13 protein-coding genes and 3 pseudogenes are annotated in these 21,264 nt (G+C 68.4%); 5 read left to right on the forward strand and 11 right to left on the reverse strand.

Going from position 1 to position 21,264, the window contains the following annotated elements:
- Window positions 1-982: right-handed parallel beta-helix repeat-containing protein (locus ACIPK3_RS26720; RefSeq protein ID WP_402573611.1), on the reverse strand; the 982-nt coding region annotated here is incomplete at its 3' end.
- An 869-nt stretch (window positions 983-1,851) separates the two neighbouring features.
- Entirely contained in the window at window positions 1,852-3,498 is a 1,647-nt protein-coding gene (locus tag ACIPK3_RS26725; RefSeq protein WP_402573613.1) for an NHL repeat-containing protein, read from the reverse strand.
- Window positions 3,499-4,478: 980 nt separating this feature from the next.
- Between ACIPK3_RS26725 and ACIPK3_RS26730 the strand changes: the two genes are divergently transcribed.
- Window positions 4,479-5,864, forward strand: a complete 1,386-nt coding sequence (locus ACIPK3_RS26730; protein WP_402573615.1) for a beta strand repeat-containing protein — start codon at window positions 4,479-4,481, stop codon at window positions 5,862-5,864.
- 646 nt (window positions 5,865-6,510) lie between these two features.
- Here the strand turns inward: ACIPK3_RS26730 and ACIPK3_RS26735 are convergent.
- Window positions 6,511-7,620, reverse strand: coding sequence for a helicase associated domain-containing protein (locus tag ACIPK3_RS26735; protein ID WP_402573617.1), 1,110 nt, complete (start codon window positions 7,618-7,620; stop codon window positions 6,511-6,513).
- A gap of 1,482 nt (window positions 7,621-9,102) precedes the next feature.
- On the opposite strand from ACIPK3_RS26735, the gene ACIPK3_RS26740 reads away from it, so the two are divergent.
- Window positions 9,103-10,491: a hypothetical protein gene (locus ACIPK3_RS26740; protein WP_402573618.1), complete on the forward strand. Its 1,389-nt coding sequence runs from the start codon at window positions 9,103-9,105 to the stop codon at window positions 10,489-10,491.
- A 375-nt stretch (window positions 10,492-10,866) separates the two neighbouring features.
- On the opposite strand, the pseudogene ACIPK3_RS26745 reads toward ACIPK3_RS26740, so the two are convergent.
- Together ACIPK3_RS26745 and ACIPK3_RS26750 are read right to left on the reverse strand one after the other, a co-directional pair.
- Window positions 10,867-11,272: pseudogene (locus ACIPK3_RS26745) on the reverse strand (transposase); the annotation flags it as partial.
- Window positions 11,242-11,646 (reverse strand): hypothetical protein, encoded by a 405-nt coding sequence (locus tag ACIPK3_RS26750; RefSeq protein ID WP_402573620.1) that lies wholly within the window; start codon window positions 11,644-11,646, stop codon window positions 11,242-11,244. The gene ACIPK3_RS26750 and the pseudogene ACIPK3_RS26745, both read right to left, overlap by 31 nt.
- Before the next feature lie 109 nt (window positions 11,647-11,755).
- Between ACIPK3_RS26750 and ACIPK3_RS26755 the strand changes: the two genes are divergently transcribed.
- Window positions 11,756-11,950 (forward strand): hypothetical protein, encoded by a 195-nt coding sequence (locus ACIPK3_RS26755; protein ID WP_402573621.1) that lies wholly within the window; start codon window positions 11,756-11,758, stop codon window positions 11,948-11,950.
- A gap of 221 nt (window positions 11,951-12,171) precedes the next feature.
- Here the strand turns inward: ACIPK3_RS26755 and ACIPK3_RS26760 are convergent, their stop codons facing one another.
- The 5 genes and pseudogenes from ACIPK3_RS26760 to ACIPK3_RS26780 form a co-directional block, all read right to left on the reverse strand.
- On the reverse strand, window positions 12,172-13,032 hold the full coding sequence (locus ACIPK3_RS26760) for a hypothetical protein (RefSeq protein ID WP_402573623.1): 861 nt from the start codon (window positions 13,030-13,032) through the stop codon (window positions 12,172-12,174).
- 107 nt (window positions 13,033-13,139) lie between these two features.
- Entirely contained in the window at window positions 13,140-13,466 is a 327-nt protein-coding gene (locus tag ACIPK3_RS26765; RefSeq protein WP_402573624.1) for a hypothetical protein, read from the reverse strand.
- Between the two features lie 14 nt (window positions 13,467-13,480).
- A pseudogene (locus tag ACIPK3_RS26770) lies at window positions 13,481-13,927 on the reverse strand (transposase); the annotation flags it as partial.
- Window positions 13,928-14,671, reverse strand: a pseudogene (locus ACIPK3_RS26775) (restriction endonuclease); the annotation flags it as partial. It abuts the pseudogene before it with no gap.
- Window positions 14,672-14,803: 132 nt separating this feature from the next.
- Complete coding sequence (locus ACIPK3_RS26780; protein ID WP_402573626.1) at window positions 14,804-15,247, reverse strand: VOC family protein; 444 nt, start codon at window positions 15,245-15,247, stop codon at window positions 14,804-14,806.
- A gap of 428 nt (window positions 15,248-15,675) precedes the next feature.
- Between ACIPK3_RS26780 and ACIPK3_RS26785 the strand changes: the two genes are divergently transcribed.
- A complete protein-coding gene (locus ACIPK3_RS26785; protein ID WP_402573628.1) occupies window positions 15,676-19,404 on the forward strand; it encodes a hypothetical protein in 3,729 nt (1,242 codons plus the stop codon).
- 148 nt (window positions 19,405-19,552) lie between these two features.
- The gene (locus ACIPK3_RS26790; protein ID WP_402573630.1) at window positions 19,553-20,920 is read left to right on the forward strand and encodes a YncE family protein; all 1,368 of its coding nucleotides are present in this window, start codon (window positions 19,553-19,555) and stop codon (window positions 20,918-20,920) included.
- A gap of 68 nt (window positions 20,921-20,988) precedes the next feature.
- Here ACIPK3_RS26790 and ACIPK3_RS26795 read toward each other — a convergent pair whose 3' ends face one another.
- Window positions 20,989-21,264, reverse strand: a complete 276-nt coding sequence (locus ACIPK3_RS26795) for a hypothetical protein (RefSeq protein WP_402573632.1) — start codon at window positions 21,262-21,264, stop codon at window positions 20,989-20,991.

Here is a 21,264-nt window from a genome sequence, read left to right on the forward strand (position 1 = left end):
CGGTGGTGCCGGACAGCGTCGTCGAATCACCGACGAAGATGCCCGCGCCCTGCGGGGTATCCGACTTGGTTACGGTGTTTCCGGAGACCAGGGAGCCGGACAGGGTTGTGGTAGCGGCTCCGGCGTAGATGCCGCCGCCGAATTGGGTGGCGGTGTTGTCGGTGATGCGGCTGTTGATGATGGTCGCCGAGGTGCCTGCTGTTTCGATTCCGGCGGCGTAGACGGCGGTGTTGTTGCTGATGAAGGAGTTCTGGTCGATGGTGAGGTCACCGGCTGCCTGGTAGATCCCGCCGTCGCCCGGCGCCCGGTTGCCGGTGACGGTGACGCCGTGGAAGAAGACGGTTCCGCTCAGGAGGGCGCCGCCTGCGTAGGACGTTGTGCGGTTGTCCTTGATGATGCCGCCGGTGAGGGTGATGGTGCTGTCCAATGAGTAGAGTCCGCCGCCCAGCCCGGAACCGACGTTGTTGCCCTGGAGGTTGAGGTTGGTGGCGGTGAGGGTCGTGTCGGTGTCGGTGTAGATGCCGCCGCCGTTGTCGTTGCCGGGGTTGCCGTTGATGACGGTGAGGGTGTCGAGGGTGAGGGTGGAGGTGTTGGTGAGAAGGATGAGGCGCAGTGTGCCGGCTGTGCGTTTGAGGGTGGCGTGGTTGCCGGTGATGGTGAGGTTCTTGTCGATGACGAGGGCGTTGGTGGCGTCCGTTTTGTTGGTGTCGTCGTAGCCGTAGACGCAGTAGGAGGTCAGGGTGAGGGTGTCGCCGGAGGCGGCGCCGGTGACGGCGTTCTTCAGGAGCGTGCCGGCTGTAATGGGGTCGGCATTGCAGCCGACGGGAGTGATGGCGGCGGCATGGGCGGGCGCGATGCCCGTCAGGCCACTGACAGCCAGGCTCAGCGTGAGGGTGGTCGCCCGCTGCCGCAGCATGCGGGAGGCCCGGGGCCTGCGGGGCTCCTGGAAGGTGTGATGGGTTGTGCTGCCGCGTCGTGCCATGGGCCGACCCTCCCAAATCGTTCTTTCCACGGGGTTCGTTGATGTCCCTGACCGGGGACCTCGCAGGGAGCGGGATCGGTAGACATCCGGCGTCGCCGTCCCTACCTGGCCTGCTTCTATCGGCCGGTCATCCTCGTTCGTCGGTGTATGGATCTCCGACGGGTGGTGTCCCTACCGACTGCGCAAGCCGGGAGCCTCCATACGAGGGGAAAGATCACCCGTTCGGCGCCCGAGGTGACGTCGTCGGGCTCGCCTCCACGATCGGGCGTAGCCCGGCGAAGGCCAGAAAAAAGACCCTGGAGGGCATCCCGGGGTTCCCGATCACTCTTCCCCACGCTGTAACTGCGGGTCATGAAGCGCTTGGGCTATACGGAAGATCCGTATGCAGTCTCTGCGGACCAGCAAGCAGCTGTCATGCCGGCCATTGCGCTCCGGTCTGACCCTCGTGAACAACGGGAGAGCCCTGCCGGCAGGGCCTTGCTGACAACGCCCGCGCTGTTCCGTCCAGTCGCATCGTCCGCGACGACTGAAGGTGCTCTTCAGCCATCGGCGGCGCGCGGGCCGGACCTTGTTGTTCGGGCGGAGGACGCCGAGGCGGACGTTGGTCCCGCCGGGGGCGTCGCCGAAGTGGGGAAGGGAGAAACCCCGTTCGTCCGTCATGGAAGCGCGGTGACTGCCGCCAAGATCAGGCGTATTCCAGTGGCGGTAAGAAGGAACCCTGGACGCGTCCCCAGGGTTCCAACCAGCTTTCCCCTCACCGCAAGAACAAGCAACAAGTGAACCCCTCCGGGCGCTGCGGGGGCCCGGCCGGGCCCGCCCGCGGGCTGGGTGGTACCGGCACAGTGCCGGCGCGCGTGCCCGTCGGCCGGTCACCTCGACGGAAGCTTTGCGGGGGGAGAGGGGCGGTGCGGGGGCCCGATTCGGGGTGCTGCGACCGGCGCGGCGGCACCGACGAGGACCACGATTTCATGGCCTCCTGGGTTGGTCTGCGCCGGTTTCGTCTGCCAGTTGTTGGCGAGCCACACGTTGCCAGAGGGGTCGATCTGGATGCCGGTGACTCGTTCCAGCGCGTCACTGGTGTAGCCGGTGGCGGGAGGTGAGATGGGCTGCCCGACGTGATGGCCCGGCGGGCAGGCCGACAGGCGGGCCCCGCACAGCCTGGCAACCCGTTGGCCGCCGAAATTGGCGACCCATACGGTGTCGTCGCCATCCACTGCGATTCCCCAGGGCAGAAAGATCCCTCCGTTTCGGAAGGCCCGCCTGGAGGGGGTGCCGTCGGCTCGGATCATGGTGACCGATGCTCCCGGATAGCCGGACGTCGGGTCGGGGAACACACTCTCGGTGGGAGAGGCGGTGTTGGCCGAGGTGCAGGGCAGCAGCGGCAGTACGCCACTGTTGGCGACCCAGAGGTTCCCCCGGCTGTCCGAGGCGATCCCGATCGGCAGGTCGAGGCCGCCACCGGTGATGGTGCGTCCCGGGCGGCCATCCGGCTCGAACGCTTGGACGCTATCGCTGCCGTTTCCCGTCACCCAGGCCCGTCCAGCGGCGTCAAGGGCGACTCCGAACGGTCTGACCAGGGCCCCGGCGGGTGGGTCGATCCGCCGTGCACTGTCCGGCCGGCCTCCCGGCAGCACCGTCACCCCGTTGCTCCCGCAGTTGGCGATCCACACGGTGCCGTCTCGGTCCGTCGCCATCCCCTGGGGCTGCACGATCTCCCCGCCCCGCCAGCCGGTCGGCGGGGACACCGGCCTGCCGTCGGGCCGGAACTGGGAGACGCTGCGGTTGAACCGGCCGGGGTCGAGCGGGCATCCGGATCCCTGAAAGCCGAAGTTGCCGACCCAGACGACCCCATGGGGGTCGATGGTGATTCCGAAGCCCGCCCCGTAGAGCCCGCCACCGGTGTAGGGCGCGCCGGGCGCGTCCTCGCCGGTCGGAGTGAGCCGGATCAGCTGCCGGCCTCCGCAGACCGGGGTCAGCGGATCCGCCGCGAACGCGTAGTTGTTGCTCACCCAGGCGTTTCCGTCCGCGTCGAAGGCGAGGTTGCCCGGGCCGTCCAGTTCGTGCCCGTTGCCGTCGTAGCGCAGGGCGAGGATCCAGGCGTCGGGCGCGGCGGCCAGCGACGGCTCGTAACGGTGCTCCCGCGCCGCGAGCGCGAAGAGTTCGGCGGCGTGGCCGCCCGGAGCACGTGCGATGTCCGCGGCCGCTGCCAGGGTGTTCCGGGGCCGGGGGCCGTCCGGTGGCCGGGCCAGCTCGAAGAGCCGGCTGCAGGTCCGGCCGTCGGCGCAGCCGACCAGGAGGTCCGCCAGCGAGTTGAGGGTGCGCAGGGTGGAGGTGAGGGTACCGTTCGGCGGAGCGGCGAGCACACGGGCGACGGCGCCGGTCGTGATGTCGGCCAGGTTGTGCGAGACAGCCGCGGCGTTGCTCAGACCGGGTTCGTATCCGGCGATGCCGTCCCCGTCGGTGAACCGTGCCATGGCGTAGGCGGCCGCGATGGTGGTCCGCTCGTTGACGACCACCTGTCGCGGGTTGCGGACCGGGCTTAGGACGGTGGCGAGCCGCACAGGTCCGGCCCTCGGGCGCGTCCGCCCTGCGACACCGGGAGTCGCGGCGTCCGCTGTGAGGTACAGGACGCCGCCCGGCTCCGTATCCCGTGGGCGGGGGAGCCGGAACCGGCCCTTCCGGTCGCTTCGGGCCCGCGTGAGGCGGTGTGGTGGCGCCCCTGGCCGGTCCCCGGCCCGGAACAGCGTCACCTCGGCATCCCGGACCGGACGGTCACCACTGCGGACCACCCCGCACCAGCCGCCACCGCAGCCTTGGGGACGGTCTCCCGGCCCCGCGGACGAGGCGGCGGCCGACACGGACAGCATCACGGCCGCGACGGCGAGCAGACCGGAGCGTGGGCGCATGACTCCTCCCGAGCCGTCGGATCGATGTCGCGATCAGCCTCGCACGAGACAGCGTCAGCATTCCGCTTCCGGACACGAATCAACTCAACCGGGCCTGAACCGGTCCGAGGACCGGCACGACTTCGGACGACCGACCCATGACGTTTTCCCACCTTCCGCGTCGGTGGCGTGGTTGCCTGAACGACGGGCCGAGCCGCGGGTAGGTGGGATTTCAACCAAGAAAACCGTCTCCGCCGGAGGCTTCGCCTCACTGCCCACTCGACCGGCGTCCCCATGTCCAGCCAGCTCTGTCCTCCCGGCGCCTCGCCGGCCGTCTCCTCAGCCCCGCCGGCGTCACCCACTGCACCGGCTGGAACCACGTCCCCCGTCACAGAGGCCGACGCCCTATTCGCACGGCGGTGGGCAACTTGAGCGGTATGGCCAACCGGCTTATGGGTGGCGCGTCCGGGTGGCGACACCGTGAGACACCGCGTGTCGACTGTCGGAGCGCGGCGCCGCGGGTATCTCTGGTGTGCCACTTCCTCCCCGTGGCGGTACCGGAGTCAGGCACGGATCCGCAACTACCGGCGCTAGGATCCGCGAGGAGAACGATGACCAGTCCAAGGACGACGCCGATCGCCACCATGACCCGGCTGGCCCTGGCCGGGGCGCTGCTGGCGTTGCCCACCGTGCTGCTGGCCGGCCCTCCGGCCATAGCGGCCGATGTGGCCTGTACCGAGACGGATCTGGTCAACGCGATCACCACAGCGAACGTCAGCGGCGGCACCATCTCCCTGACCCCCTACTGTGTCTACAACCTCACCGGCGCCCACGGCGGCGCCGACAACGGCCTGCCCGTCATCACCCAGCACGTGGTCGTCATCGGCCAGAACGCCACCATCCTCCGCAACGCCTCCAGCACCTTCCGCATCTTCGAAGTCGACAGCGGGGGCACCCTCGACCTCACCGGCGTCAGCATCGAGAACGGCTCCACCGAAACCGCCACTACCCTGGACGGAGGTGGCATCCTCGTCCTCAGCGGCGGCAAACTCACCACCCATACCAGTACCATCCAGGGCAACCTCGCCGCCGCCGGCCCCACCGGCGACAGCGGCGACGGCGGCGGCGTCAGTGTCGCGGCCGGCGGCATCGCCGACCTCCAGACCACCCGCATCAACGACAACAGCGCCCAAAGCGACGGCGGCGGCATCGACTCCGACGGCACGGTCACCCTCCACGACATGACCGTGGACCACAACCGCGCCCTGAACCACGGCGGCGGGATCAACGCCGAGTCCGGCACCCTGGATGTCTTCACCACTTCCATCGCCAACAACGTGGGGGCTCACGGAGCTGGCGGACTGAACCTGCGGGGTGGGACGGACACCATCACCGGCTCGTTCGTCATCAACAACAGTGCCACCGCCGGAGACGACGCATCCGGCGGTGGTGTCTACAGCGACGGCAACAGTCTGACCATCGACTCCACCACCATCTCCGGCAACGCTGCCACCGGCACCACCCCGAGCGGTCCGATCGGCGGGGGACTGGTCATCGGTAGCAACGCGGTCATCACCAACAGCAGAATCACCAACAACCGTCTCGTCGGAAGGAACGCCCAGGGCGCCGCCATCAGCCAGATCGGCGGGATCCTCACCCTGGACACAGTCACCGTTACCGGCAACCTCGCCTCCGGGCAGAACTCCAAGGGCGGTGGCATCTACACCCAGGGCGGCGCCCTGAACACCAGCGGTACCACAGTCTCCGGGAACAAGGTCACCGGCAGCGGGGCCAAGGGTGCCGGCGTCTACGACACCAACAGCACACTCTCGCTGACCAACACCACCATCACCGGCAACACCGCCCCCACCGGCCCCGGCGGCCTCTACACCGAAACCGACTTCACCACCTTCTCCGGCTCCACCATCACCGCGAACACCCCTACCAACTGCCTCTACAGCCCGGGCCTCCCTCTCACCCACGGCTGCCCTGACTAGGCCGTGTTTTAGGAAGCGCGGGCGGCCAGCCATTTGGTGAAACTCCCAGGGCGGCGGCCTCTACACCGACAACACGTTCAGTCCCGTCACCGTGGCGGTGAACGCCTCCCACATCGACGCCAACAAGGTCACCGGCACCGGCTCCGCCGCCGCGGGTATCTACAACAACGGCAGCACCTACTCCTTCACCACCTCCAGCGTGAACAACAACACCGCACCGCTCGCCCCCGCGCCCGGCGGGGTGTACACGACCGTGGCGATCACCAGCGTCGACGCCGGCACCACCTTCACCGGCAACTCCCACCAACTGCGTCTTCAGCCCCGCCCCCGTCACCAACTGCATGGGCTGACACAGGCTCTACAAGTAACGGACCTGGAGACCTCTCAGAGAGGGTTACTGACTTCGGCTCGTCAGCCTCGCCGTTTCACTTGGGTACGGCCAGGCTGCGATGAGGTCGGGGTTGCAGCCGACGGGAGTGATGGCGGCGGCATGAGCGGGAGCGATTCCCGCCAGGCCACTGACAGCCAGGCTCAGCGTGAGAGTCGCCGCCCGCTCCCGCAGTGCGCGGGAGGCTCGGGGTCTGGGGGCCCCTGGAAGGTGTGGTGGGTTGTGCTGCCGCGTCTGACGTCGTCTACTTGTTCGCCTCTATGTCCACCGCATGCCGATGGCGGACAGTCGCTCCACCCGTTCCGGCGTGAGTGTTGCGGCGCGGCTGCGTTGGTTTCCGATCCATGCGCCTAGCTTCAGCTCCCGCTCCTCCTGGTCCTGGCCGGCGGTCTGTTCGATGTGCCTTCTTGGCACCAGCAGGTGCCCTTCGCGCTCGTAGAACTGGCGGGCGGCCTGGTAGTTCAGCGCCCATTTGTCGGCCTGGGTACGGCGCGCGGGCGGCTTCTCGTCCTCGGCTGCGGGCTCGATCCCGAGGACCTGCTCGCACATCCACTGCTGCACGGTCGTCAGTTTGTCCCAGCCCAGCCGTGCGGAGCGTACCCATCGTCCGAGGTCCTCGCCCTGGTGGACGATGTCGCCCGGCGACGTGGGCAGGGTGCCGCCGGCGTCCAGGTGGAGGCGCACGAGGTGGAAGGCGCGCTGCCATTCCACCGGCCAGGCCGGGCACCATGAGGGGGCGATGTCCTCCAGTTGCTCGCGCCGCTCGTCCGACAGCGCTCCGGCCGACGACCCTACCGGCAGGCCCACTGCGCGCCGCTGCTCGATCTCTGCGGCTTTCCGGGCGGCGGCCCGCTGGTTCTTCAGCCAGATACCTACCCGGTAGCCCTGGTGGGTGACGTCCACTGGTGCGAGCAGGTGCCCGTTCGCTTCGGCCCACCCACGGGCGGCGGCCACGCCTTCCTCCCATGCGACGTCGTAGTGGGACCAGATCATGCCGAGCTTCTCCATCTGCTCGACGCGGTCCTCGTCCATGTCGCCGCGGTCGTGGAAGCGCCGGTTGTCGGCGATCCACTGCCCGAGCGGAAACCCGGCGAGCGAGGCTGGCCACCCTTCGGCATCCACCGCCTGAACCTCTCCGCCTGGTACCCGGTAGGTGAACGGCACCTTCAGATTGCCGTGCTCGCGGGCGCAGATGACGACGGCCTCCACCCCGCGCCGCCAGTGCTCGTGCTCCGGGTTGAGGACGCGCAGGTTGATGAACGCGGCGAGGGCGGCCGGGTCGCGGGGTGTGGAGAACTTCAGCAGTGCCCGCGCGGGCAGGGAGAGTCGTTGGGCTTCGGTCGCTCCCGGCTCCTTCCTCTCCTTCATCTTCCCCCTCCCCGGTGCGGCTGTGCACGCCCTTCACCCTGCTGGGCGCCTGCTGTTCGGCGAGCTGCTCCACGACCCGGGCGTCGTGCGCCCGCAGGGCCTCCAGCAGCTTGGCCAGCCCGCCGAAGGCGCGGGAGGTGAGCATGTTGTCGGCGGTCTCGCCCGGCCCGAGCAGGACCGGCACGACCAGGCTGGCCACCTTCCCCTCGCCCGGCTGCATGCGCAGGGCGCGGCCGACGGCTTGGACGAGGTCGGGCATGGCGCCGCGGACGTCGGCCCAGTAGACGGAGTCGCAGTTCTTGGTGTCGACACCTTCGCCCAGCACCTTCACCGAGCCCAGGAACCCCTTCTCCACGACTGTTCCATCGGCGGCGATCCCGGCCGCGAACTCCCCAAGGACCCGCCGCCGATGGCCCGGCTTGTGGTCGCCGCACAGCCAGTTGGCCCAGACCGTGCGCGGGTACAGCCCAGGGTCGGCGGTATACAGCTGCGCGGCGACAAGGGGGAGGCCCACGGCGAACGCCTCGGCCTCCTTCACGACGTGGTGGAAGACGAGTGTGCGCCGGAAGTTCCCCTCCGACGACGCCTTCACCAGAGCGGTCTGCAGCGCGGCCAGCCGCGCCCCGCGGACCGCATCCGAGCGCTGCTCAGCACCCAGGAGCTGCGCGGCCTGGAGCTGGGTGTCGGTGATGTCCACGCACACCACCTGATACGGCGCGCAGATCCCACGGTCGATCGCCTCCGACAGTGTCAGCGTGTAGCAGCGGGCACCGAACGGCCCGTCCGGGTCGTCGTCCATGGACGCCACCAGCTCACCCGGCACACCCTGCCCGGCGTCCTCGTCCAGCTGCCACAGGCGAGGCGTGGCCGTCATGTACAGGCGCCGCAGGGACGGGATCCGCGTGTTGTCGTGGACGACCGCCCACGGCTTGCCCAGCCGCCCGGAAGTCCGGTGCGCCTCATCGACCACGATCAGGCTGGTCCAGCCCACAGAATGATGCAACAGAGCACCGCAATGACAGCCGACACGATCGCCGTGCCTCCCCGCCACACCCACCGAGACGACGAGCAGGGGATGGCGTACCCATTTCACGGCCGCGGTGGCGACGTCGTCCTGGACCCGGCGGACAGAGCCGAATGCGGGAGCGTCGCGCCCGTGGCCTGCCTCCACGCGTTCGGGCCGGGGTTCCTCCAGCGAGCGGCTCAGCGTGCACTCACTCCAGAGGGCGCTGGTGTTGATCTTTTTAGGTGATGTGCGGTTGTGGGTCTGGTGGGTCGTGGGTGCCAGGTGTCCTGATGCGGTTACAGGTGTCTTCTCTGTGTCTCCGCCGGGCCTCTTTTCTCTCCAGTTTGCGGGCTGGCCGTCGCGTTCGCGGTTGTGGGGCTCGGCGGGAGCGCTCGCGCCAAGACGGTTCTGGAGGAACGCGTATGAGTATTCCTGTGGTGTCTCGTTGTCTGCGGCCCGCTGTGTCGCGGCCGCTGGTGGCGACCGCGCTGGCCGCGGCGGCGGTGGCTTTTCCGGCTGCGGTTCCCGCCCACGCTGCTGTTACTCCGGTCGGTTGTGACCCTGATCCGATCGTGGCCGGCACTCTCCTCAAGAGTGCTGTCACGACCGCCGCCCCCGGGGACACCCTCACCCTGACCGCCTACTGCGTCTATCGCTACGACGGCACCAACACGACAGAGGCCACCAGTGCCCTCGTCCTCGCCAAGACCCTCATCATCACGGGCAACCACGCCACGATCCAGCGCGCCCCTACCCTCACCAGCGCTACCCCTTTCCGTATTCTGCGTATCGCTTCCGGGGGGAACCTGACTGTCAGTGATCTCACCGTGATGAACGGCCTCCTCGCAGGCTTCGAGTTCGGGGGTGGCATTCTCGTGCAGAGCGGTGGCAGCCTTACGGCCACCGGCAACCTCACCATCCAGGGCAACAGGGTCACCTTCTCAGGTGGAGGACTCCAGGTGGATTCAGGCGGGGCGGCCGAACTCACCGCCAGCCTCATCAACGGCAACACCGTCAGCTCGATCAGTAGTGGCCTGGGTGGCGGTATTGACAGCCGCGGGAATCTGAAGCTTCACGGGACTGTTGTGTCCTCCAACCGTGCGGGCGAGTACGGAGGCGGCATCAACAAAAATGGCGTCGGCCAGCTCGTCATCGACCAGAACAGCAGCGTCACCAACAACCGCGTCACGGGCTTCGGACCCGACGACGGCGGAGGAGGCGGGATCAACGCCTCGGGGGGAGGGTCGATCACCGACAGTGTTGTCACCAACAACACTGTCACCAATGGGGAAGGCGGTGGTGGCATCATCGTCGCGGGTGGCACGTTCACGGTGACGCGTTCCACGATCGGTGGCAACACTCTCGCCTACAACAACACTCCCCCCGCGACCGGCGCCGGGATCCTGACAGACAGCAACACCAGCAACGTGGTCCTGGACGGCAGTACCGTCACCGGTAACAAGATCGTCGGGGCGCGGGGGAGGGGCGCCGGCCTCGCCGCCACCCGCGGGACGATCACCCTGCAGAACACCAGCGGTGTGACCACCGTCAGCAACAACCTCGCTTCCGGCCAGTACTCGCAGGGCGGCGGCATCTACACTGCGAGCGGTACCACCCTCAACGCCACCGGCGCCACGATCACCGCGAACAAGGCCACGGGTACCGGTTCTCAGGGCGGCGGCATCTTCAACAACGGTGGGACCGTCTCCCTGAACAGCACTACCTCCGTCACCTCCAACAGTGCTGCCACCGCACCCGGAGGTATCTGGACCAGTATCCCCTTCGCGACTACCGCCACTGTTACCGGCAACGTTCCCACCAACTGCGCCGGAAGCCCCGCGACCGTCACCGGCTGCACCGGCTGAACTGGCTCTGCTGGGGCCCGTTTGAGGGGGGCGGGCCCCAGTCTGAAGCGACAGAGGGCGCTGGTGTTGATCTTTTTAGGCCCCCTCGCCCCGCGGAACGCCGCGGTGGTGTGGGTGGCGGGCGGGTGGTCCTCGTTCCAGTCGCATGAGCAGTGGTCCACACAGCAGGCATGTCGCTCCTGGGACCGCTCACTGCTGTTCGCGCTGTGTGACCCGGTGTTTTGGGGGCTAGCGTAGCGGTGAGGCTGCGCTGTTGAGGAAGTAGGGGCGGACCGGATGAACCAGATAGCGGCGGATGCTGCGCGGACATCGCTGGCCGGTGGGGTCATTTCGGTCTCAGAGGGCATTTGATCTAGGCGTATTGCCCTGTATGCCCTAGTAGGTTCCTCGCCGGGTTGGTGTGCTCTCGTCCGTTATGCGCTTGGCGAGGTTGTCGATCGAGGCGATGTGGATCACTGCTTCGGAGCTGGTGGTGAGGGTCTCGTAGTCGCGGGCGAGACGGCGGTGCATCATGATCCAGCCGATACTCCGCTCCACTACCCGGCGCCTTTTCACGACGTGGAAGCCAGGCTTTTTTTGGGTTGCGGTTGACGACTTCAACGTCGATTCCGAGGCGGGCTCCGTGCTCGACGACGGCGTTCTTGAAGCCGGTGTCGACCCAGCTTTTCGTGATGGTCGGGCAGGTCTCTTTCGCCTGATTGAGGAGGCGTATTCCCATGGCGTTCTCGGAGAGGCCGGCGCCGGCGACTGTCACGGCGAGGATGAGGCCGATCGTGTCGGTGGACCGAGTGCCGTGTACTCCCGGGTCTTGCGATGGGGTTGCTCGAAGGAGTCCCAGATCACGAGGTCGGCTGTGGTGGTGATGCGGGTCATGAGAGGCCAGCACCCCCACTCGCCGCATTCACAACCGAGAACGGGTGTCTTCGGCCCCATCGCTTTGGTGGACCGTCCGAGGAAGTGGTCCTGCATCGGGCCGAATCGGAAGAACTGCGGGATCAGACCACCGTAGGCGTCGCCTGCGGGCTGCATCCCGACAGCGATCTCGAAGCTGTCGATCAGCTCGGTGAGTGGTGCCTCATCGATGCGGGGGACGATCACGAGCACGCCGACGTCGCCACGTTGCTGGCAGTCGAACCGGATCTCATTGCTGGGCATCCACTGATTGACTCAGCGAAGCCGTTCCCTCCTCCCGGATAGGTTGAGCTGCGGCTATGCGTGGCATACCGACGTTGATCGCCGTGCCGCAGGGAGTTCGTCGGTCCATTTGAGCAAGCTTGTCTTCGGCGCCAGCCAGGCTGACCCGGAGTCCTTCGACCTCCCCGAGCCAGCCCTCGCGCTCGGCCTCGCCGATGCGGGCAACGAGGTTGTCGCGGATCTCCGCCAACCGGCCGCGCTGGGCCGGGTCCGGCCGGAGGAGCGAGCAACGAGCACAAGCGTGTTCATGAACACAAGGACTTGAAAAGGCGCGAGCGCCGGTGCCGATGGACACCTTGCGCTTCTCGAAGTGTGCAAGGAAAGCGTCCCATTCTTCCTCGGTGGGCGTCCGATACTCATCGCTGGGTCGGGTGGCCCGGCGACGGGCAATGAAGGCGCGGTGGGTCTCGATCGTCTCGGCCGGGTAGATCGCTAATGGTGCATCCGGGTATTGGAACTACCCGAATGCACCCTGCGCCTTTTGGATCACGAGCCCCATTCGCTGCAGTACTCAATGTGGATCTCGCGTGCGTCGCCGAGGATGCCGTCGTTGGAGTGGAGCTCTGTGCAGAAGTACGGGTAGCTCGGGTGGATGGGGACGTAGCCGGGCCCGTTGCGAGCGACGTCGAGGAAGTGCCGGGCGGTCTCCCTGAACACCTTGGCGCTGCCGGTCATGAACAGGGTCTCGGCATGGAGGTGCTGGTGAAACAGGTCCCGGTTCTCTTGGTAGTGCCGTGCCTCGTGGTCGACCACGGCATGGCTTTCGAGTCCTGAGTCGGGCAGCGTCACGGTCCGCGGCCGGCCTGGACCAAGGCGGCTGCGGATCTCTTTCCAGCGTGCCGGCGCAAACTGCAGCGAGTGATGTAGCAGCACGAGATCAAGCTGGCGCGTTGCGTCCTCCGGCAGTCCGCGGGAGGGGGGCTGGTTGCCGCGCATCGGCAGGTGGATGAGCACGCGCGGTGATGTTGCGGCGAGCATCCACAGGCCGCCAAGCCGGCGTGCGGCGTCCTCGTCAAGGTAGGCATCCAGGTGTCGGTCGTGATCGATGAGCACCGCGTGGGGCAGTGGTTGGGTAGGGCGGATGACCTTGAACTCCGTTGCCCCGAGGCGTGCGTGGTGGATGGTGATGGGCAGTCTCATTGATTCTCCGAGACACGTTGGCTGACGTCGGCAGCGTAGGCGGCCCAGTCTCCGGCGGCGGCGCACTGCCATTTTGACGGCGATGGTGATGTCGATGCCGAGGGTGCGGGCGAGGACCGCGGCGGGGAGTTCGGTGGCGAGCTGGAACAGAGCGGTCGAGCGGGCTTCCGCGAGTCGGATGCCGAGTTTGCGGAGCCGTTCGCCCATGGCCCAAGCACTGATCGGGCGGCCAGGCTGGCCTCCAGGGAAGAGCCAGGTGGAGTCTGCCCGGCCGAGGACGGAGCAATAGTCAAGACTTGTGGATCGGCAGTTGCTCAGCTTCGAGTTGATCGGAGCCTGGTGAGTCCCCCGACCGCCGAGAGTTCGTCGTTGAGGGGCTCGGTGGCAGTCGGCGAGGTGATGAGCAGGAGTACCGACACGTCGGGGTGCTCGTCGTTGTAGAGATCGTCTTCCCCGTCGTTGCCGGGAATGGCGTTCGGCTGGACCTGGACGCGGGTCGTGTCGGCGGGGGTGGCCAGGAAGTAGACGCCGAGGTAGTCGCTCTCGCGTTCGGTGAAAGTCACGTCGAGTCGGTCGGCGAGCAGGCCGGCCAACTCCTTGGCCGTGTAGGAGTTCGTGCCGTAGGTGTCGGAGACGGTCATCTGGGCATTCTTCCTCAGGCTGCGTGGCTCTCGGCGCGTTCGACCAGCAGGCCGTTCTCGAACCGGGCCCCGGCCCGGACGAGGGGGACCAGATGGGCCCCGGTGATCGCCCGCCAGCGGGCCTGGGCGGATTCGACGAGCTTGAATACCATGGCCAGGGCCGCGGCCGGGCTGCCGGCGCCTCGGGTGACCTTGGTCCGGAGCTTGACGGTGGAGAAGGTCTACTCGATGGGATTCGTGGTCCGCAGGTGGACCCAGTGCTCGGCCGGGAAGTCGTAGAACGCGAGCAGCTCGTCGCGGTCGTCGGTGATCTTCGCGACGGTCTTGCGCCACTTCGTGCCGTAAGTGCGGGAGAACGCCTTGATCGCCTTCTCGGCGTGGGTCCTGTCCTCTGCGTTGTGGATCTCCTGCATTGCCTTCGTCGCGCCCGGCTGTACAGACCTCGGAAGACAGTTCGTCACTATGTAACGCACCGACTTGGTCTCGGGGACCACGGCGTAGCCGGGGAGCTCCCAGTCCAGCACCAGTTGTCGGGCCGCAGAGTCGTAGGCGGCCGATATCTGACGCGGGAACTCCTCCGGCCACGCGGTCGAGGTGTAGAGGGCGGCGGAGAAGTACTCGACCACCGACTCGGGGTCATGACGCCGCACCCGCTCCGTCAGCTCGACGACGCCGGCGTTGTGCGCCCGCACATCGGCCAGCCGCGCATCCACCCACTGCTGGTATTCCCGCTGATACGACGCCAACTGCCTTTGCCGTTGCGCCTCTGCCGCCTGGGCGGCGTGCCAGTCCCGCTCGAAGCGCGTCCGGGCTTCGGACTGCGCCTGAGCCCGACGGCCGGCAGTCCAACCGGACTGTGTCTGGTACTGATCGGGGTTCGGCATGGGCACGGGCTGCGCCAGCGAGCCCGGAGCGAAGGGCTGGATCTCCTCGGTGCGCAGGAGAGCGGAAGCCCGGAAAGCCGGAGCCCGACAGCCATCGGCGAGAAGCCCCTGCAACGACGCGACCCGAGCGTCCAGTTCCTCCGTGCGGCGAAGCGCCTCCGCCTGCCTGTACTCACGGTGGCTCTGGACAGCCCGCCGCTCGAAGGCACGTGCCTGCTGCGCCTCCTGTCTGCGTCGTCTGGCTTCGGTCTCCACCTGGCGCTGCTGCTGCCTCTGCATCTCAGCCCAGACGCCGACCAGACCAGTAGAGCGGCGACTCATATAGTGCAGGCCCTCCCCAAGGCACGGTGGTTGTCCCCACAACCAGTTGTAGCGGAACGACTCTATCCAGCGACAGTGACAGCGCACATCCAGGAGTCCGGCCACCTCCCGACATTCGGCCGGAGTGCGGGGTCAGCGTCCGGGCAGGCGGGTGGTGACCTCCTGTACGACCCAGCCGTTGCCGTCGGGGTCCGCGAAGGAGACGAACGAGCCGTAGCTCTGCCGCCCCGGGGCCGCTCCGTCGACCCGCGCCTCGGTTCCCGCGTGGTGGAACACCCCGCCGGCGTCGTGGAACACACCGCTCACCGGGATGCCCCGGTCGGTGAGATCGGTCCGCGCCGCCTCGATGTCGTCCACCACGAGCATCATGTCCTGGGCCGATCCCGGCGCGGCGGACGTGATGCCCTTGCCGAAGATGACGGCGGTCGGCGAGCCCGGTGGGGTCATCTGAATCACCCGGAAGTCCTCTCCCGTGGCGAAGTCGGCGTCCTCGCGCCAGCCCAGCCCCTGGTAGAAGGTCTTGGCCCGGTCCACGTCACCGACCGGAATCACCAGAACCTCAAGTCTGTAGTCCACGACCGTCACTCCTTCCGCGCCCTGCGCGCCGTTCGCGTCCACGGGGATGCCGCTCGACACCCTGACCCAAGTGCGGGCGGCCCGACCCGGGTGGCCGTCGGCGCGTCGTCGTGATTCGCCCGACTGGGGCGGTGTGCCGTGCGCGTGGTGCCTTCTGTGCGCCGTCGGAATGGCATTTTTCGTCAATTCAAGGTGTCGCGGTCGCCGTCATTGAGTGCTTGATCGCTGTTTGTGGTGAATTGGCAGCGTTCAAACTGAATCGCACGATCTCGGGAGAATCTCGTATGCCGTTCGTCAGATCCCCTGAGGGATCCCGTCGTATTCCCGCGGGAATGCGTGCAGTCCGATTGTCGCAACGATGTTTGTCCACGGCCTTCGGCACACTGTTGCTTCTGGGGCCGGCAGGCATCGGAGCCGAGCAGTTCCTCATGGGAACGGTCGGCGTCGGATCCGCGCACGCGGCATCCTTCAGGGCGGCGCCGCTGGAGTGCACTGGGGACACCATCTACGCCCTGCAGAACGGGGCCTCCGCGTCTGCCGACGGCACTCTCCTCGCCCTCAACACGCATACCCTGGAAACGGACTCGCCGACGGTGACGGCCACCGTCGTCAGCAAGATTCCGCAGGGCGGCCAGACCAACGCCCTCGGTGTGCTGCCGGAAGGCGCGGGCGCGTACCTGGTGAACAGGACGGGCTCGGCTTCGTCGATCGTGGTGCACGGTTACGACGCGAGTTCGGGAACCTGGACCCAGTACGCGGGGACGACACCCGGCAACGGCGTGGTCGTCGTGGCCGGTGCGGTCGACCCGGCCTCCCGGATCTACTACTACGCCGTTCTGGGCACCGGCACGAGCACCAATCCCGGCAGGGTCACCGTCTACGGCTTCAACACGGTGACCAACCAGGCGATCCCCGGCATCATCGCCACCTTCGACATGCCGCTCACCAGCAGGTTCAGCGCCAACGGCGACATCGCCTTCGACGGCGCCGGCAACCTGTACATCGTGTCGTCCGCCAACAGCTCCAACAACGCCGCGATCGGTGTCGTCCAGGGGCCACTGCCGACCACCGGTTCGCAGACGGGCGTGCAGCTTCAGATGAAGCGGCTCACCACCATCGACAACCCCGAGCAGCGCCAGTACAACGGCATCGCGTTCAACAACGACGGCGCACTGTTCATCCAGTTCAGCGACTCGAGCTCCAGCAACACCTATCTGCAGGCGGTCAACCCCAACACCGGGGCCCTCATCGCCCAGCCGAAGCTGCTGTCCGACACCACGTTCACCTCGGTGGACCTGGGTGCCTGCTCGACCAACCCCTCACTCGTCCTGCAGAAGAACATCGCTGGCCGCTTCGAGGAGACCACGTCGTCCCACGACCAGTTCCACCTGGCCATCGCGGGCGCGGGCGACCAGCCCGGCACCAACACGACCACCACCGGCAACACCACCGGCGTGCAGTCGAACGTGGCCGGACCCGTCGTCGGCGTGGCCAACACCACGTACCAGCTGTCGGAGACCGCGGCCGCCGGGGCCGATCTCGACAACTACACGACGGACTACGCCTGCGTCGACACGGCCAACGGCGACGCCCCGGTCAGCTCGGGAAGCGCTTCGTCGTTCGAGCTGAACTTCCCCCGCACCCAGCCGGGGAGCAACAGCCCCCGCATCGTGTGCACCTTCACCAACACCCCGAAGGCCGCGGCTCCCGCGATCACCCTGCGCAAGTCCGCCTCGCCGAGCGCGGTGACGGCGGCGGGGCAGCAGGTCTCGTACTCGTTCGTGGTGACGAACACCGGCAATGTGACGCTCACGAACGTCGGGGTGGCGGAGACGGCGTTCTCCGGGACCGGTGGCAGCCCCCAGACGTCCTGTCCGGGCTCGTCCCTGGCCCCGGGTGAGTCGATGACCTGCTCGGCGGGTTACACCACGACCCAGGCGGACGTGAACGCGGGACAGATCACCAACACCGCCCGTGCCACGGGTACTCCACCGTCCGGACCGGCGGTCTCGGCGACGGCGAACGAGACGGTGACCGCGCCGGGGCAGCCCAGCCTGTCCCTCGCCAAGACGGTCGTCGGCGACGGCGGTGACTTCCGCGTCGGCGAGCAGCTGACCTACTCGTTCCTGGTCCACAACACCGGCAACGTGACGCTGCACGGGGTGAACGTCGGCGACATCGCGTTCTCCGGCACCGGCCTTCCGCCGGAGATCCACTGCCCGGAAACCGAGTTGGCGCCCAACGCGTCGATGACCTGCACGGGGCTGTACATCGTGACCCAGGCCGACGTCGACTCCGGCCTGATCACCAACACCGCACGCGCCACCGGCACGCCCCCCGCCGGAACCGCGGTCCACTCGAACGACGCCTCCGCCGAGTTCACCCCCCGCAGAAGCCCCGGGATCACCCTGCTGAAGTCGGCGTCCCCGACCGAGGTGACTGCCGCCGGGCAGCAGGTGTCGTACACCTACCTGGTGACGAACACCGGCAATGTGACCCTGTCGGGTCTGGCCGTCGCGGACACCGACTTCACCGGATCCGGGCCTCGGCCCACGGTCTCCTGCCCGGGTACGACGCTCCCCGTCGGCGCGTCGGTCACCTGCACCGCCACCTACACCGTCAGGCAGGCGGACGTCGACCAGGGCTCCATCACCAACGAGGCCCGGGCCACGGCGACGGCCGCGGGCGGCACCCCGGTGAGCGCGACCGACGACGCACAGGTCACGTCACGGCGGGAGCCGGCCGTCGCCCTCGTCAAGACCGCGTCTCCCGAGTCGGTGACGGCGGTGGGGCAGCAGGTCTCGTACTCGTTCGTGGTGACGAACACCGGCAATGTGACGCTCACGAACGTCGGGGTGGCGGAGACGGCGTTCTCCGGGACCGGTGGCAGCCCCCAGACGTCCTGTCCGGGCTCGTCCCTGGCCCCGGGTGAGTCGATGACCTGCTCGGCGGGTTACACCACGACCCAGGCGGACGTGAACGCGGGACAGATCACCAACACCGCCCGTGCCACGGGTACTCCACCGTCCGGACCGGCGGTCTCGGCGACCTCCAGCGAGGCCGTGACGGCGCAGCAGGCGCCGGCCGTCACGCTGGTGAAGACGGTGGTCGGCGACGGCGGTGACTTCCGCGTCGGGGAGCAGCTGACCTACTCGTTCCTGGTCCACAACACCGGCAACGTGACGCTGAGCGAGGTGAACGTCAGCGACATCGAGTTCTCGGGAACCGGCACCGCTCCCGAAATCACCTGCCCGGAAACCGAGTTGGCGCCGGACGAGTCGATGACCTGCATGGCGCTGTACGTCGTGACCCAGGCCGACGTCGACGCGGGCGTGATCACCAACACCGCCCGTGCCACCGGCACACCGCCCAGTGGTACGCCGGTGACCAACCAGTCGTCCAGCGTGTTCACCCCGCGGGTGAACCCGTTGCTCACCCTGCTGAAGACGGCCCTGCCCACCGAGATCACCGCGGCCGGCCAGACGATCTCCTACTCGTACCAGGTGACGAACACCGGCAACGTGACGATGTCTCATGTCGCCGTCACAGAAGTCGCGTTCACCGGATCCGGGCCGGTCCCCGAGGTGTCGTGCCCGGAGACGGTGCTGGCCCCGGGCGAGTCGATGACCTGTACCGCCGAGTACACCGTCACCCAGGCCGACCTCGGCCGTCCGGAGATCGTCGACACCGCCCAGGCCGCCGGTGACCCGCCGTCCGGCGCGACGGTCACCTCGACCTCCACCGCCACGACGACCGTGACCCACGTCCTCGTTCCGGGTATCGCCCTGAAGAAGACCGGCACCCTCGGCAAGCCCCGGGGCGGCGGCGGTGGCGGCGGTGGTGACAAGGAGCAGATCCAGTACACCTTCGAGGTGACCAACACCGGTGAAGTGCCGCTGACCGGCGTACAGGTGACTGAGACCCGGTTCACCGGCACCGGAGGCGCGCCGAGGATCTCCTGCCCGGCCACGACGCTCGCCGTCGGCGCGTCGATGACCTGCACGGCCGTCTACAAGGTCACCAAGGCCGACACCCGCGCGGGCTCGGTGAAGAACACCGCCGAGGCCACCGGCACACCCCCCGCCGGCCCCGCCGTGACGGCCACGTCGAACGCCACCGTGAAGACGTCCAAGCACTCGGGCGGCGACAACTGGTAACCACGTGGGACGGATAGCGACAGCGGAACCGCACGCGGGTCCCGTCCTCACCCAGTGGGTGAGGACGGGACCCGCGCTCGTACCGGGGTGGCGCCCCCTCGAACAGGTCGGATACCGTCGGTAACACCTGGGCGCAGCGGGAGGTGCGGTGAACGGCGGCTACTACGAATCACCCTGGCCGGCGGAGGACGGCGGCCCCACCAGGGGGCAGGCTCCCACCGCGCCGGGGCCGCGAATCGGCCCCGGCGAGCGGCTGGAGGTACTCGCCTGCCGTCCGGCCCGCGGTGCGCAGATGCTCATCCAGCGCGCCCCCGGCCAGTTGTACCTGCTGCGCGGGCTGTTCGGAGCGCGGATCTCCAGCCCGTCCCTGACGGTCGTCGAACGCCTCGACCCACACAGCCTGGAGCCGCTGGCCACCTCGGGGCGGCTGCCGGGCGGCCCTTTCTGGATGGGCGGCATCGGCGCGGTCGCCGACGGAGCGATCGTCGTGGTCGCCGGCCGCCACGCGCACCGACTGGACCCGGAGACCCTGGAAGTCCTCGCGACGCGCGAACTGCCCGCCCCACGGCCGCACAACTCCTTCCTGTCCCTGCCCGACGGCACGCTGGTGCTCAAGGACTTCGACGTCACGGAGGGCGCCGCCGCGACCCTGCGGGCGCTGGATCCGCTCACGCTGAAGGACCGGGACACCCTGGAGCTCGGCGAGCCGGTGATCGCCCGGCTCGCGGCCCGGGGCGACGAGGTGTACGCCGTCGGCTCGCACCGCGTCCACCGGGTGCGCTGGGACTCCGCCTCGGGCAGGCTCACCAGGGACGAGGCGTGGCCGGTGGCCTACCGGGACGCCCCCGGGCAGGGACACGGATGGGATCCCGTGCTCGCCGGCGGGCGCATCTGGTTCCTCGACCAGGGACGCCACCGGTACCGCGGCACCATGCGGGGCGCCGCCCGCGACCGGGGCCCGGTGCACCTGCACGCCATCAGCCTGTCCGACCCGGCCGACCACCGCCGGGCCGAGATCTGTGGTCTGCCGTGGGGCGCGGCCACCAACCCCCCGCTCGTGGACGCGGAGCGCGGGGTGGCGGTCGGCTACGACTCCGCCAACGGAATCCTGACCGCGTTCCACGCACGCCCCGGTGAACCGCTGACCCGCCTGTGGTCACGTCGGCTCAACACCGCGGGCCATCTGCTGCGCTGGACCGACACCGGCGAACTCATGGCCTACGACCAGCGCCAGCGCCCACCCAGAGGCACCCGGTCCGCGGCCCGGTTCCTCGCCGCGACCGGCGACGCCATCGCCCTCACCCTGCGCGTACCCGCACTCTCCGGAGCGCTGGGGCGACTCGCGGGGGAGGACACGGTGCTCCTCGACCTCACCACCGGAACCGAGCTGGGCCGCGCCCGCGTGCCCAGCCTGATGCAGTCCGTGTGCTTCCCCTCACCTGGCTGGGACCGCGACTTCTACTACTGCTCCATGTCCACCGTGGCCCGGGTCGGGATACGGCACGCACAGCCCTGACCACACGTCGGCGGTCCGGTCCGGATGGGCACGCCGGTCGGTCGTGCGGCTGGTTCAGAGATCGTTGGTCACCACTTGCCGCCCTTCGCCGGGACGACCAGGGTGGCGAAGTTGTTGCGGTGGCGGGGGTCGGTGAGCCGGTTGCGTAAGAAGGCCTGGGCCCTGACGGTGCGTGCCGCGTCGTCCTTGGCGTGCTGTTTGTCGTGCAGGGCCGGCTCGCCGCGGAGCACCACGGTCCGGCCGGCCGGGATGTCACCGAGCGTCCACACGCCGTAGGTGATGGCCCGTCCCCGGTTGTCGACCTCGGTTCCGCCCGTGCCGGGGGCGGGTTTCTGCGAGACCAC

It is taken from the genome of Streptomyces sp. NPDC086787, from assembly GCF_044745865.1.
Classification (GTDB): domain Bacteria; phylum Actinomycetota; class Actinomycetes; order Streptomycetales; family Streptomycetaceae; genus Streptomyces.

Coding starts and splice junctions, on each gene's coding strand:
- ACIPK3_RS26765 (WP_402573624.1), bottom strand. CDS start 13,466: ATGACCGTCTCCGACACCTACGGCACGAACTCCTACACGGCCAAGGAG.
- ACIPK3_RS26760 (WP_402573623.1), bottom strand. CDS start 13,032: ATGGGCGAACGGCTCCGCAAACTCGGCATCCGACTCGCGGAAGCCCGC.
- ACIPK3_RS26735 (WP_402573617.1), bottom strand. CDS start 7,620: ATGAAGGAGAGGAAGGAGCCGGGAGCGACCGAAGCCCAACGACTCTCC.
- ACIPK3_RS26785 (WP_402573628.1), top strand. CDS start 15,676: ATGGGAACGGTCGGCGTCGGATCCGCGCACGCGGCATCCTTCAGGGCG.
- ACIPK3_RS26730 (WP_402573615.1), top strand. CDS start 4,479: ATGACCAGTCCAAGGACGACGCCGATCGCCACCATGACCCGGCTGGCC.
- ACIPK3_RS26750 (WP_402573620.1), bottom strand. CDS start 11,646: ATGCCCAGCAATGAGATCCGGTTCGACTGCCAGCAACGTGGCGACGTC.